A 13,318-nucleotide genomic window follows, 5' to 3' on the forward strand; every position below is an offset into this window, starting at 1 on the left:
AACCCGCCCAGGAAGCCATGGAAAACGTCAAAGCCACCGCAACCGACGCCGCCCAGCACGTCAAGGGAGAAGGCCAGACAGCCGTCTCCGACGTCAAGGCCAGCGCCACGGACGCCAAGGACCACGTCCAGAACACCTAAAGCCCCTTGGGTTTTGCAGCCGGCCGCCCCCACCCCGGGTGGCCGGCCCGCACCAGTCCGACAAAGGAAGACCACCATGAAGAAACTGCTGTTTGCCCTGCTCCCGGCCATCATCGCCCGCGTGCTGCGCGCCCGCCAGGCACGGCAACGCCCCAACGACCCGAACCGCTACTAAGGAGCATCAGCCATGATTGGATTCATCATCGCAGGACTTGTCATTGGCGCGCTGGCGCGCCTGATCAAGCCCGGAAAGCAGAATCTGGGGCTGCTCGCCACCTTGCTGCTGGGACTCGCGGGCTCAGTTATCGGAGGGGTCATCGCGAGCCTGTTGGGCACGGGAAACGTTTTCGAGCTCAATGTGTTGGGTTTCGTCGTCGCCGTGATCGCCGCGGTTCTGCTGATCGGCGTCGCCGAAAGCCTGGCAGGGAGGCGGAGGGTCACGCGCTGACCCTGTCCCGGCTACTCAGGACATCGGCCCTGGCGCTCTGTTCCGTGAGTCAGCACATTCGTGAACCTTTCCTTGGACGGTGAGGCACCGCATGATAGGCGCATGACGCAAATCACCTCAGCCGACGAATCCGCCGCGGCAAGGGCACAACGCGAGCTCCAGGGGGCGGGCGTGCGCACGGTGATCGGCACGGTGGTGAATGTGTCGGGCCTCACGCTGGCGAAGAGCGTTCCGTTGGCCCGGCTCGGCGCCTTCCACCAATCCGGGATGGGCGCCGCCCCCGTCTGGCACGTCTTCACGATCGACGGCGGGATAGCGTTCACGGACAGCATCACGCCCGTCGGCGATATGCGCCTCAGGATCGACATCGCGGGGCTCCGTGTCCTGCCGGGTGGCCGGGCTTGGGCACCGGGCAGCCTTTTCGAACAGGACGGCGCCGCCTCTCCGGCCTGCGCCCGGGGGCTTCTGGCCGGCGTCGACGCGAGTCTCGAGGCTGCCGGATACCAGTCGCTCGTGGGCCACGAGCTCGAATTTTTCCTCGTCTCCCCGGACGGCTCAGCGCTGGACAACACGCCCTGGGTTCCGTACGGGGCAACCGGCCTTCTGGACCGATCGGAATTCCTCGACGGCCTGCTGGCAGCGATGAACCAGGCCGGCATTCCCGTGGAGCAGGTCCACGCCGAGTACGGCAGGAACCAGTTCGAGTTCTCCCTTCCACCGGCCTCGCCCGTTCAGGCCGCGGACGCCGCGGTCCTAGCCAGGCTCATCGTGGGCATCGTCGCCAGGGCCCACGGCATGCAGGCTTCGTTCTCCCCCTCGCCCTTTCCCGGCACGGTCGGAAACGGCGCCCACCAGCACTTTTCGCTCCATAAGGACGGCCGGCCGCTGTTCTCCGGCGGCAGCGGACCGCACGGCATCTCCTCCGAGGGAGGCGCGGCCATCGGAGGAATCATCGCAGGGCTCCCCGATATCCAGGGTTTCCTCACCGGATCAGTTTTGTCCGGGAGCAGGCTGGCACCCGGCACGTGGTCGGGCGCCTACTTGTGCTGGGGCCTGGAAAACCGGGAAGCCTCGGTGCGCTTTCTGAACGAGGGCACGAGCAATCCGCACGGAGCCAACGTCGAGGTGAAAATCATTGACCCGTCGGCAAACGTGTACCTGGCCTCCGCAGCCATCCTTGCGCTCGCGCTTGACGGCATCCGCAGCGGGCGAAGGCTTCCGGCAGAGATTCCCGGTGACCCGGCAAGGCTTACGGAAGACGAGCGGCAGCAGGCGAACATCCGTCTCCTCTCCGATTCCCCCGCCGCCATCATCGACACGCTGGACAAGTCACGCCTTGCCCGCGGGCTTCTCGGCGACGCGATCGTTGATGCCACGGTGGCCGTCCGGCGCTATGAACAGCGGACCTCCGCGGACCTCGGGCCAGCCGAGCTTGCCGAACGCTTTCGACTTGCCTGGTCGATCTGATGGCGGGCGGTTCCTTCGCGGACTTCATCGAACAAGTCGCCCTTATCGACCATCATGTGCACGGCGCGTTTCAGGCCGACGGCGATGAGGCACGCTTTCAGAACTCACTCAACGAGGGGAACACTGAAACGCTGACCCACCCCGGGGACTCCTACACCACGCAACTCGGGCTCGCCATCCGGCGCTGGTGCAGCGGCATTCTTGACCTGCCGCGGCACGCGTCGCCGGCGGACTACTGGAGCCGGCGCTGCGAGCTTGGCGAACTCGAGGTCAGCCGGCGCATGACCCGCGCTGCCGGGGTGAGCGATTGGCTGATCGATACAGGATTAAGTTCCGCCGACTACCTCGGCCCGGCTGGCATGGCCGACGCCTCCGGCGGCCGAATCCACGAGATCGTCCGGCTGGAAGTGGTCGCCGAAGGGCTGATCACGGAGATCGCCAACCCGGCAGACTACGCCGAAGAGTTCTGTCAACGGCTTCAAAACCTTGCCCTCAGAGCTGTGGGCTTCAAAACGGTTCTTGCCTACCGCGCAGGATTCGACCAGGATCTCAGCCGGCCGATGCCGGCTGCGGTCACAGAAGCAGCCCGCCGCTGGCAGGAGAACCTGGGCGGCGGCACGACTGCGAAGCTGACCGACGTGACACTCATTGCCCACGGGATCCATGCGGCGGTGTCGCTGAAGCTTCCGCTACAGTTTCACGTCGGATTCGGCGACCGCGACCTGGACCTCCACAAGACCAATCCGCTGTACCTCCTGGACTTCCTCAGGTCCCCCGGCGTCCGGGAGACGCCGATCATGCTGCTCCACTGCTACCCCTTCGAGCGCGAGGCCGGCTATTTGGCCCACTCCTTTGAAAACGTCTACCTCGACGTGGGCCTGGCCGTGAACTTCACCGGAGCACGGAGCCGGGAGCTGGTGGCCCGCTCCTTCGAACTGGCTCCCTTCACAAAGATCCTGTACTCCTCCGACGCATACGGCCCGGCCGAACTTCACTACCTCGGAGCGAGACTGTGGCGCAACGCCGTCACCAGGTTTGTCGGCGAATGGATAGGCGACGACGACTGGTCAGAGGCAGACGCCCGCAGGATCGTGGAACTCGTCGCACACGGCAACGCCCGCCGCGTGTACGCGCTCCCCTGAGCCGGCGGCCGGGCCCCGATTGGGCCGGTGTGTGCCTCCGTTTGCCACCAGTGCGCCCCCGGAAACGTGAACGCAATGAACTTAACGTTCTCTGGTTACACAAGAGTGAGCCGCGTCACTTTCAGCCATAGCATCGGAGAACACCGCTCAAACGGACCAAACGAGAAGAGGAACAACATGCGCGGATTCAGCGCATTGCGCGTAGCAGCAGTTGCGGCAGGCATCGCACTGATGGCCAGCGGCTGCGGGGCGACAGGCAAGACTGAGGGCGGCCCCACCACCACCGGAGCAAGCAGCGGACCCCTCACCGGGCTGCGCATCATGGTGCCCAACACCGCCGGCGGCGGCTACGACACCACGGCACGCGCCGCGGCGAAGGTTCTCGAGGATGAGAAACTCGCCACCAACCCCGAGGTCTTCAACCTCGCCGGCGCTGGCGGCACCGTCGGACTGGCCCGCGTGGTCAACGAAAAGGGCAACGGCGACCTGACCATGCTGATGGGCCTCGGCGTCGTCGGAGCCAGCTACACCAACAAGTCCGAGTCGAAGCTCACCGAGACCACTCCGCTGGCGAAGCTCATCGAAGAGCCGGGCGCCATCATGGTTTCCAAGGATTCCCCGTACAAGACCATTGACGATCTTGTGGCTGCATGGAAGGCGGACCCCTCCAAGGTCAGCGTCGGCGGCGGTTCCTCGCCGGGCGGCCCGGACCACCTCCTGCCGATGCAGCTCGCAGGTGCTGTGGGCATCGACGCCACCAAGGTCAACTTCGTCTCCTATGACGGCGGCGGGGACCTGCTGCCGGCCATCCTCGGCAACAAGCTGGGCTTCGCGGCCTCCGGAGCGGGCGAGTTCATTCAGCAGATCAAGTCCGGATCCGTCCGCGTCCTGGCAACCAGCGGTGAGAACCGGCTTGAAGGAGTCGACGCCCCCACGCTCAAGGAATCCAACATCGACCTGGTCTTCACCAACTGGCGCGGCATCGTCGCCCCTCCAGGCATCAGCGATGCCGACCGTGATGCGCTGATCGCCACCCTCACCAAGATGCACGAGTCGGCATCGTGGAAGGAAACCCTGAAGACCCGCGGCTGGACCGACGCCTTCATCACTGGTGATGAATTCAAGACCTTCCTCACCGACCAGGACAAGCGCGTCGCCGATGTCCTGACGAAGCTCGGCCTGGCGTGACCTCCTTGTCCTCCCGCCTCAAAGGCCGCTCCGAGCTGGGCGTCGCAGCCCTGCTCGGGGCGGTCGGCGCCTTCGTCCTCTTCGACGCCGTGCGCCTGGTCGTGCCCTACTCCCAGTCAGACCCGGTGGGCCCCAAGGCCCTGCCCGTCATTGTGGGAGCACTCCTGCTGGTCTGCGCAGTGATGCTGGCGGTAAATGTCTTGCGCGGCGGCCACGCCGACGCCGAGGCCGGCGAGGACGTCGATCTGAGCCACCCGAGCGACTGGAAGACCGTCCTCCCGCTGGCTCTGGCCTTCATCGCCAACATCCTGCTGATCGACTGGGCCGGCTGGGTCATCTCCGGAACCGTGCTCTTCTGGGGCAGTGTCTGGGCGCTGGGAAGCCGCCACTACGTCCGCGACGGACTCATCTCCCTGGCCTTGGCGCTCCTGACCTTCTACGGCTTCTACCTCGGCCTGGGCATCGCCCTCCCCGCCGGGCTCCTTGAAGGGATTCTCTAGATGGACATCCTGTCCTCACTCATGGACGGGTTCGCGACGGCGCTGACCCCCATGAACCTTCTGTACGCCCTGATCGGCGTCCTCCTGGGCACCGCCGTCGGCGTCCTTCCCGGCATTGGGCCGGCCATGACCGTGGCGCTGCTGCTCCCGGTCACCTCGGTCCTCGAACCGACGAGCGCCTTCATCATGTTCGCCGGCATCTACTACGGCGGCATGTTCGGCGGTTCCACCACGTCAATCCTCCTCAACACCCCGGGCGAATCGTCCTCCGTCATCACCGCGATTGAGGGCAACCTGATGGCCAAGGCCGGCAAGGCGGCCCAGGCACTGGCGACGGCCGCCATCGGCTCGTTCGTCGCCGGCACCATCGGCACCGCCCTCCTGGTGGTCTTCGCACCGATCGTCGTCCAGTTCGCGGTGAGCCTTGGCTCACCCAGCTACTTCGCCATCATGGTCCTGGCCCTGCTGGCCGTCACCGCCGTCCTGGGCTCCTCCCGGCTGCGCGGCTTCGCGTCCCTGGGCCTGGGGCTGGCCATCGGCCTCGTCGGCCTTGACATCGTCTCCGGCCAGGCCCGCCTCACCTTCGGCCTGCCGCTGCTGTCTGACGGACTCGACGTCGTCGTCGTGGCCGTGGCGATCTTCGCCGTCGGCGAAGCCCTGTGGGTAGCGGCGCACCTGCGCCGCACACCGCTGCAGATCATCCCCGTTGGCCGGCCTTTCATGGGCAAGGAGGACTGGAAGCGGTCCTGGAAGCCGTGGCTGCGCGGTACCGCCTATGGTTTCCCCTTCGGAGCGCTGCCGGCAGGCGGCGCCGAGATCCCCACCTTCCTCTCCTACGTGACGGAGAAGCGGCTCACCAAGCACCCCGAGGAGTTCGGCAAGGGCGCCATCGAAGGCGTGGCCGGCCCGGAAGCGGCCAACAACGCCGCAGCGGCGGGCACCCTGACCCCGATGCTCGCCCTCGGCCTGCCGACGAACGCCACCGCCGCCGTCATGCTGGCCGCCTTCGTCCAGTTCGGCATCCAGCCCGGACCGCTCCTGTTCGAAAACGAGGGACCCCTGGTCTGGGCGCTGATCGCCAGCCTGTTCATCGGCAACTTCCTGCTGCTGCTGGTGAACCTTCCCCTGGCACCGGTCTGGGCGAAGCTGCTCCGGCTGCCGCGCCCGTACCTGTACGCCGGCATCCTGTTCTTCGCGACGCTGGGCGCCTACTCGGTCAACCTGCAGGCATTCGACCTGGTGATCCTGCTGGTTCTGGGCGCGCTGGGCTTCATGATGCGCCGCTACGGACTGCCTGTCCTGCCGCTCATCCTCGGTGTGATCCTCGGACCGCGCCTTGAAAAGCAGCTGCGCCAGACGCTCCAGCTGAGCGCCGGCGACGTCTCCGGCCTCTGGAGCGAACCGATTGCCATCGTCGTCTACATCATCGTGGCCCTCGTCCTGCTCTGGCCGCTGCTGTTCAAGGCATGGCGCCGTGCACGCCCCCGCCCCGCCGCGGCGGTTGCGGGCGGTACAGTCCCCGGCGGCCCCGCAGCAGGCAGTCCGGCTGTGGACAGTCCGGCTGTGGACCGTCCAACGGCAGCAGACACCACGCACGCCAACCATGGACAGGAGAAATCGTGAGCATCATCGTCGGCTACGTTCCCACGCCGGAGGGGGCAGCCGCCCTCAACCGGGCGATCAGTGAGGCCCAGAAAAACCAAAGCCGGCTCGTCATCGTCAATTCCTCCCGCGGCGACGCCTTGGTGGACAAACGGTACGTCCAGGCCGAGGACCTCACAGCTGTCACCCAGCGGCTGGAGAAGGAGGGAGTGGAGCACCTCGTCCTCCAGCCGGTTCGCGGGAACGACGCCGCCAACGAAGTGCTCGATGCCGCGGAGGAATACCAGGCGGAGCTGATCGTCATTGGCCTTCGAAAGCGCACTCCCGTGGGGAAACTGATCATGGGCAGCACGGCGCAGCAGATCCTGCTCGAAGCGTCCTGCCCTGTGCTGGCGGTCAAGGCCGGCGCCTAATCACGCACCAATCCAGTACGTCGCAGACCGGGGGTCCGGACCCGTTGGGTTTCCGGGCCCTCGGGTCTGCACCATCCGCACGTTGAAAGGACCACCATGACTGTCTGCGCCCCCGATGCCCGTGCCGCCGCAGGAAGGCTGTCCCCGGAACCCATAGCCAACTGGGCCACGCTCTCCCCCGGTGACAAGGTGGAAATCCACCGCCAGGGGCGCGTCGCCTCTGGCCGGATTGACATGCGGGCTCCGGACGGCAGCGTCATCTGGATCATCCAGGACGGCGGACAAGGACGTGCACTCTTTCTTCACGGCGACGGCGTGACGCTCTTCCGCCGCGCCCGGAGGCACCACGCCGGCCCGGACCGCACCCGAAAGCCATGAAACAGCACCGCCTCGCCATTCTGGACGACTACCAAGGCGTCGCGGAGGACTTCGCCCCGTGGAGCTCCCTCGCCGAGCGCGGGGTCAGCGTCACTGTGCTGCGCCACCATCTGCCGTCCGACGCCGAAGTGGTGGCGGCCCTGGCGGACTTTGACATCATCATCGCGATGCGGGAACGCACGCCCTTTCCCCGCACTGTCATCGAGCAACTGCCCCGGCTGAAACTGCTGGTGACCACGGGCGCAGCGAACGCCTCGATCGACCTGCAGGCGGCCACCGACCACGGCGTCACGGTGTGCGGAACCGGCGGCTCACCAACCGCAGCTCCCGAACTGACCTGGGCGCTGCTGCTGGCTTTCGCCCGGCACATCACCGCGGAGGAGAACACCCTGCGGGCAGGCGGCTGGCAGCGGACGGTCGGCTTCGAGCTGTCCGGCAAGACCCTCGGCATCGTTGGCCTTGGCAAGATCGGCCAGCGCATCGCCGCCTACGGCCGCGCCTTCGGGATGGACGTGCTTGCGTGGAGCCAGAACCTCACGGAAGAGGCAGCCGCCGCGGCCGGCGCGCGCAAAGTCACCAAGGATGAGCTCTTCCAGAAGTCCGACGTCGTGTCCCTGCATCTGCGCCTGTCGGCGCGTTCCGAGGGGACGGTCGGCGAACGGGAGTTGCGGCTCCTGGGCCCCGACGGCGTCCTGGTGAACACCGCCAGAGGGCCCCTCGTTGACCAGCAGGCACTTGTCACGTCGCTGCGGAAGGGCTGGATCCGCGGTGCCGCGCTGGATGTCTTCGACCAGGAGCCACTGCTGCCGGGCCACCCGCTCCTGGACACGCCGCGGACACTCCTGACGCCCCACCTTGGCTATGTCACGCGGGAAAGCTACCAGGCATTCTTCGGCGGCGCGTTCGAGGACGTGGCAGCCTGGCTGGACGGCACCCCCGTCCGGCCGCTAACGCCGGCCACCCTCCGTTAGGGAGTGCCTCCCCGACCGGGTATGCGCTAGGGTCGGGCGGTATGGCGCTGCGACTTGTTCAGGTGAATTTCAAAGCCCGGGATGACTCGGCCCTCGGCCGGTTTTGGGCGGAGGTGCTCGGTTGGGGTGTGTCCAGCGAGGGGCCCGGTGTGACCAATGTTGAGCCCGTGGGCTTCGCTTGGCCGGACCCCACCGCCGTCTGCGTCGACGTCGTCACCGTTCCGGACCCCGAGACAGTGAAGTACCGCGCGCACCTCGATCTAGCCACCACCTCTGCGGCCCATCAAGCGGAGCTGGTGGCGCGCCTGTTGGAGCTCGGTGCGATGCCAGCAGACGTGGGCCAGGGAGATGTGCCGTGGACGGTCCTGGCCGACCCGGAGGGCAATGTGTTCTGTGTGCTGGAGCCGCGACCCATCTACCGGGACACTGGTCCGATCGCCACGGTGGTGGTCAACTGCGCGGATCCGCGGGCCATGGCCCGGTTCTGGAGCGAGGCTACGGACTGGACGCTGCACGAGGTGACCGACGATCATGCGCGGCTGCGTTCGGCCAAGGGTGTCGGGCCGTATCTGGAACTCCTTCGTACGTCCGGCGAGGAGACCGTGTGGAACCGTATCCACCTCGACCTGAGGCCATATCCCGGTGACGATCAAGCGGCAGAGGTGGCCCGGCTGCGTGCTCTGGGCGCCACTGACGCCGACGTCGGCCAGGGCGATGTGCCATGGGTGTGCCTCGCCGACCCGGAGGGTAACGAGTTCTGCGTCCTTACTCCGGGCTGACACAGAGGGTGCATGCGCCTCCCCTCTGCCCGGATCACGCCTCGGCGCGCTCGACCGTGACGGTGCCTGCATCGCCGTCGACCCTCACCTGCTGGCCGCTCGCGAGACGCTGGGTGGCCACGCCGGTGCCGAGAACGGCGGGGATGCCGTATTCCCGGGCGACGATCGAGCTGTGGCTCAGCGGGCCGCCCACATCGGTGACCACGCCTGAGGCCATGGCGAACAGCGGCGTCCAGGCGGGCGTGGTCATGCGGGCAACCAGGACGTCGCCCGGCCGCATGCTGGCGAAGTCTTCGGGGCCGCCGAGGACGCGCGCCGGCGCGGTCACCTGCCCGGAACTGGCGCCGACTCCCGAGAAGGTGTCGCCGCGCTGGTCCTGGGAGCGGGCCGGCATCATGCTTCCGAACGCCCGTTCCATCCATCGGCTTTCGGGCAGGAGTTGCGGCGCGGCGGCCTTCCGCTGTCCGCGCCACACCATCTTGCGCTGCTCCACGGCGTCGGCCCGCACTGGCCGTTCGGCACCGGTGATGGCTGCACCCGGTGTGGCAAGGCCGAATTCGATGGCATTGCGCAGCTCGTCGAGCCGCAGCCAGAAGACATCGGCGGGGTCTGCGATGATGCCCGAGCCGACCAGCCGCCGCCCAAGCTCCAGCAGCATCCGCCGCATCAGCGGCCACGCCAGGCCGACGTCGGCCAGCGCATCCTCACGGACGGGCGCCGCCCGTTGCGCCCAGCGCAGCAGCCGGGTGAACGCCGCGCGGCGGGCGGGGTCAAGCCGTGCCCTGATCGCCCGGCTCTGGTCCTCCCGGCGGTCTGCCGAACGCTGCTGGCGCTCATGCGGGTCGTGGCCCTCGCCGCGCAGGAAGAACTTCAGGGTTTCCAGCAGGGCGGAAGGATCGTCGGCGGGCACCGGGTTGACGAAATCAAGGTTGTACACGGCGTGCCCGAACCGGTCCAGGTGCCGCTGGAAGCGCCTCTGCCACTGCTCCCACACCCCAGCGTCCACGCCCGCGGGCCTCTCCCCCGCCCGTATGGACGCCGCAATGGATCCGGCCGGTCCGGAAGTCAGGGCTGCGGCCAGCTCCGGATGTCCGCGCGCCCAGGCCGCCAGGTCGAACAGTGACTTCTCGGCACGGATGGGCTCGCTGTCGTACCCGAGCAGGAAGGTCTGTCCGGGCGGGTCCCCGGCACGGCGGACCAGCCGGTCGTAAAACGACCGGAACATGATCTCGCTGGTAGCCGCGATGGGGATGACGGACTGCACCGCCGTGTAATAGGCGGTTCCGGCGTCCAGCAGCTCGGAGATCCCGCCCAGCAACTCGGAGGAGGGAAGGTCCTCCAGCGGTTTGCCGGCCCAGCGCCGCACCAGCCCGCGGTACCGGGGATGGGAATGGTCCCGCCACCCCTTGATGCCCATGTGCGCCTGGCCGCGGGCAAGCGCACCCATCGCGGTCAGGGACTTGCCCATCACCCGCCACATTCCGCTGGAGCTGTAGTAGTAATAGGCGTAGCCGTTGATTGTGGGCAGCGAGACGTCGCCCTCCCGGACCACGTCTCCGCCCACGGCCTCGGCGAGCAGGGCCCTGATCGACCGCGTCACCGAGCCGTCGATGAGGTCGGCGAACAAGGGTGAGAGCGGGTCGGGCAACTGCTCCACAATGCTCGCCCGGAAGTACATGCCCTTCGGATAGGGCAGCGGCCATTCAGTCGGGGCCTCGGCCGAGGGATCGGGCAGCGCGGTGACCGGGCGGGACTGCACAATGAAGAACTCGCCGTCCGCACGCGCCCATTCGATGTCCTGCGGCGCGCCGAAATGCTCCGCGATGGCCACTCCCTGCCGTGCCAGCGCGGCCGCCGCCGAGTCATCCAGGACCGGCTGGCGGCGCTGCCGCTCAGGAACCGGCTGCTCCCTCGTGCCCTTTTCGGCGTAGGCGGTCATGACGTCCTTGTCCGCGGTCCGCCGCGACTCCACGCGGCCCGAGGCGGGGTCCAACACGACGTCGTCGGTGGTGACGGCACCGCTGACCACCGACTCGCCCAGGCCCCAGGCGGCGCTGATCACCACCTGGTCGCGGCGGCCGTTGGAGGGGTTGGCCGTGAACATGACGCCGGCGGCGTCCGACTCGACCATCCGCTGTACCACCACGGCGAGGCGGACCGTGGCGGGATCAAGCCCCTCACGGGAGCGGTAAGCCATGGCCCGCGCATTCCACAGCGACGCCCAGCAGTCAATGACCGCAGCCGCGACGTCATCAGCGCCCCGGACGTTCAGGTAGGTGTCCTGCTGCCCCGCGAAGCTCGCCGAGGCCAGGTCTTCGGCCGTGGCAGAGGACCTGACCGCCACCGGCACGTCCGCACCGCCGCCGTCGGGCGCTGCAGTCCCCCGGGCGAGCCCGCTGTACGCCTCGTGCAGCTCGCGGGCGACCTCCTCCGGCATCACGCCTCCGGCGAACAGCACCCGGATCCGCTGGGCGGCGTTATCGTAGTCGGTCCCGCGTGCTCCGGGAGGAAGCGTGGCGAGTTCGAGAATCCGCGGGGCGAGTCCGTTGGCCTCGATGAAGTCCGCATATGCTGCGGTGGTCAGCACGAAGCCGGGCGGCACGGGAAACCCTGCCCGGGCCAGCTCGCCAAGGTTGGCACCCTTGCCGCCGGCCAGCCCGACATCCCCGCGCCCGAGCTGCCCGAAGTCCCTGATATAGGCCACCACCGTGCATCCCTCCTGCCCGGGCCGAGGCGCTGCTCCGGGCCTGGCCCGTCCCCATTGTGGCACGCGGAATGACGGCCTCCTAGCCCCGTTCGGCGCCGCTCACTGGCCGCTGCGCGGGCGCCAAACCACCACTGCCTGGGAGCGCGGCCGGGGGCGCTGTCCACGGGCGAGGCTGACGACGTCACCGGCTGCTCCGGCGGCAAAGATCCTGGAGTCGAGCGAATCACGCCGCCGGCCCAGTTCCTCGGTCAGTTCGCCGACCCGGCGCTGCAGCGCCGCCACCTGGTTCTCCAGTTCGAGGATGCGCTTGATGCCCTCGAGCGAGACACCCTCATGGGACAGGCGCTGCACCTCGCGGAGCATGTTCACGTCCCGTTGGGAGTACCGGCGGGACTTACCCGGCGCACGGCTGGGCCTGACGATGCCCAGCCGGTCGTACTGCCGCAGCGTCTGCGGATGCATGTCTGCCAGCTCGGCCGCCACTGAAATGACGAAAATCGGCTGATCGAAGTTGATGTCCACGGCTGACGCCCGTTTCTACAGCCGTGCCTTGGCTGCCAGGCCTTCACGGACATCCGCGCCGGCGGTGGCGGCGGCAAACGCCTTCACCGCCTCCTCGGCATCCTTGCTCAGGTTCTTCGGAACGGCGACGTCGATCGTCACCAGCAGGTCGCCCTCGCCCTTGGACGTTTTGACGCCGCGGCCTTTGACGCGGAGCGTACGCCCTGACGGCGTCCCCGCGGGTACCCGGACCCTGACATGCTCGCCGTCGATGGTGGGGACCTCGATGTCGGCGCCCAAAGCGGCTTCCGGGAAGGTGACCGGCACGTGGATGCGGAGGTTGTCTCCGTCGCGCGTGTAGAAATTATGCGGCTTGACGTTGACCGTCACCAGGAGGTCGCCGTTGCCGGCCGGACCGTACTGGCCCTTGCCGCGGACACGGACCTTCTGGCCGTCCTTGATGCCGGCGGGCACGCGGACGTCGATGACTTCGCCGTCCGGCTCGCGCAGGCCGATGGTGGTGCCACGGATGGATCCGGCGAAGGAAATGCTGGTGGTCGCCGTGCGGTCCGCGCCCTTCTGCGGCGCACGCTGGTACCCGGCAGGACCGCCGGCCCCGCCGAAGCCGCCGCCGAACAGGTCGGCAAATTCGGGTGGGATGCCACCGGCCGTGCTGAAGCCACCGGAATGGCGTCCTCCGCCGCCGGTGAACAGCCCGCCGAAGAGGTCCTCGAACCCGCCGTTCGCCGTGCTCCCGGCAGTGTGCGGGGCGAAGCGCGCTCCGCCGCCCATGGCCCGGATGGCGTCATACTGCTGGCGCTCATCAGGGTCCGACAGCACGGAGTAGGCCTCGGAGATGTCCTTGAACTTCTTCTCCGAGGCAGCGTCGCCCGAATTCGTGTCCGGGTGGTGCTGCCGGGCGAGCTTCCGGTAGGCCTTCTTGATATCAGCGTCGGAAGCGTCCTTGGCAACACCAAGGATCTTATAGAAGTCCTTGTCTACCCAGTCCTGGCTGGCCAATGGCGTTTCCTTTCAGAAAGTTACGGGTCGGTGGTTGAGCTTGTCGAAACCTGGGTTCTGAC

General features: G+C 67.7%; 13 protein-coding genes. 10 read left to right on the plus strand and 3 right to left on the minus strand.

Translation table 11 applies throughout. The features are described 5' to 3' along the window. Window positions 1-327 precede the first annotated feature (327 nt). From AC3A3W_RS10050 to AC3A3W_RS10095, 10 genes are all read left to right on the plus strand, one after another. Window positions 328-588, plus strand: coding sequence for a GlsB/YeaQ/YmgE family stress response membrane protein (locus AC3A3W_RS10050; protein WP_205651177.1), 261 nt, complete (start codon window positions 328-330; stop codon window positions 586-588). Between the two features lie 102 nt (window positions 589-690). Then, the gene (locus tag AC3A3W_RS10055; RefSeq protein WP_487442419.1) at window positions 691-2,055 is read left to right on the plus strand and encodes a type I glutamate--ammonia ligase; all 1,365 of its coding nucleotides are present in this window, start codon (window positions 691-693) and stop codon (window positions 2,053-2,055) included. Continuing rightward, on the plus strand, window positions 2,055-3,197 hold the full coding sequence (locus AC3A3W_RS10060) for an amidohydrolase family protein (RefSeq protein WP_487442421.1): 1,143 nt from the start codon (window positions 2,055-2,057) through the stop codon (window positions 3,195-3,197). The genes AC3A3W_RS10055 and AC3A3W_RS10060 overlap by 1 nt, the downstream gene beginning before the upstream one ends. Before the next feature lie 177 nt (window positions 3,198-3,374). Continuing rightward, window positions 3,375-4,385, plus strand: coding sequence for a Bug family tripartite tricarboxylate transporter substrate binding protein (locus AC3A3W_RS10065; protein WP_487442422.1), 1,011 nt, complete (start codon window positions 3,375-3,377; stop codon window positions 4,383-4,385). Then, window positions 4,382-4,885, plus strand: a complete 504-nt coding sequence (locus AC3A3W_RS10070) for a tripartite tricarboxylate transporter TctB family protein (protein WP_309993649.1) — start codon at window positions 4,382-4,384, stop codon at window positions 4,883-4,885. The genes AC3A3W_RS10065 and AC3A3W_RS10070 overlap by 4 nt, the downstream gene beginning before the upstream one ends. Next, window positions 4,886-6,508, plus strand: coding sequence for a tripartite tricarboxylate transporter permease (locus AC3A3W_RS10075; RefSeq protein ID WP_487442424.1), 1,623 nt, complete (start codon window positions 4,886-4,888; stop codon window positions 6,506-6,508). Further along, window positions 6,505-6,900 (plus strand): universal stress protein, encoded by a 396-nt coding sequence (locus AC3A3W_RS10080; protein WP_487442426.1) that lies wholly within the window; start codon window positions 6,505-6,507, stop codon window positions 6,898-6,900. Before AC3A3W_RS10075 ends, AC3A3W_RS10080 begins: the two co-directional genes overlap by 4 nt. A gap of 96 nt (window positions 6,901-6,996) precedes the next feature. Beyond that, a complete protein-coding gene (locus AC3A3W_RS10085) occupies window positions 6,997-7,278 on the plus strand; it encodes a hypothetical protein (RefSeq protein ID WP_487442428.1) in 282 nt (93 codons plus the stop codon). Further along, complete coding sequence (locus tag AC3A3W_RS10090; RefSeq protein WP_487442430.1) at window positions 7,275-8,249, plus strand: D-2-hydroxyacid dehydrogenase family protein; 975 nt, start codon at window positions 7,275-7,277, stop codon at window positions 8,247-8,249. The genes AC3A3W_RS10085 and AC3A3W_RS10090 overlap by 4 nt, the downstream gene beginning before the upstream one ends. A 41-nt stretch (window positions 8,250-8,290) precedes the next feature. Beyond that, complete coding sequence (locus AC3A3W_RS10095; RefSeq protein ID WP_487442431.1) at window positions 8,291-9,028, plus strand: VOC family protein; 738 nt, start codon at window positions 8,291-8,293, stop codon at window positions 9,026-9,028. A 34-nt stretch (window positions 9,029-9,062) separates the two neighbouring features. Here the strand turns inward: AC3A3W_RS10095 and AC3A3W_RS10100 are convergent, their stop codons facing one another. The 3 genes from AC3A3W_RS10100 to AC3A3W_RS10110 form a co-directional block, all read right to left on the minus strand. Further along, window positions 9,063-11,735: a PEP/pyruvate-binding domain-containing protein gene (locus AC3A3W_RS10100; RefSeq protein ID WP_487442433.1), complete on the minus strand. Its 2,673-nt coding sequence runs from the start codon at window positions 11,733-11,735 to the stop codon at window positions 9,063-9,065. Window positions 11,736-11,834: 99 nt separating this feature from the next. Then, a complete protein-coding gene (locus tag AC3A3W_RS10105) occupies window positions 11,835-12,257 on the minus strand; it encodes a heat shock protein transcriptional repressor HspR (protein ID WP_487442435.1) in 423 nt (140 codons plus the stop codon). A 15-nt stretch (window positions 12,258-12,272) separates the two neighbouring features. Further along, window positions 12,273-13,256: a DnaJ C-terminal domain-containing protein gene (locus tag AC3A3W_RS10110; RefSeq protein WP_487442437.1), complete on the minus strand. Its 984-nt coding sequence runs from the start codon at window positions 13,254-13,256 to the stop codon at window positions 12,273-12,275. Window positions 13,257-13,318: the final 62 nt, after the last annotated feature.

The organism is Arthrobacter sp. Soil_N43, from assembly GCF_057655195.1.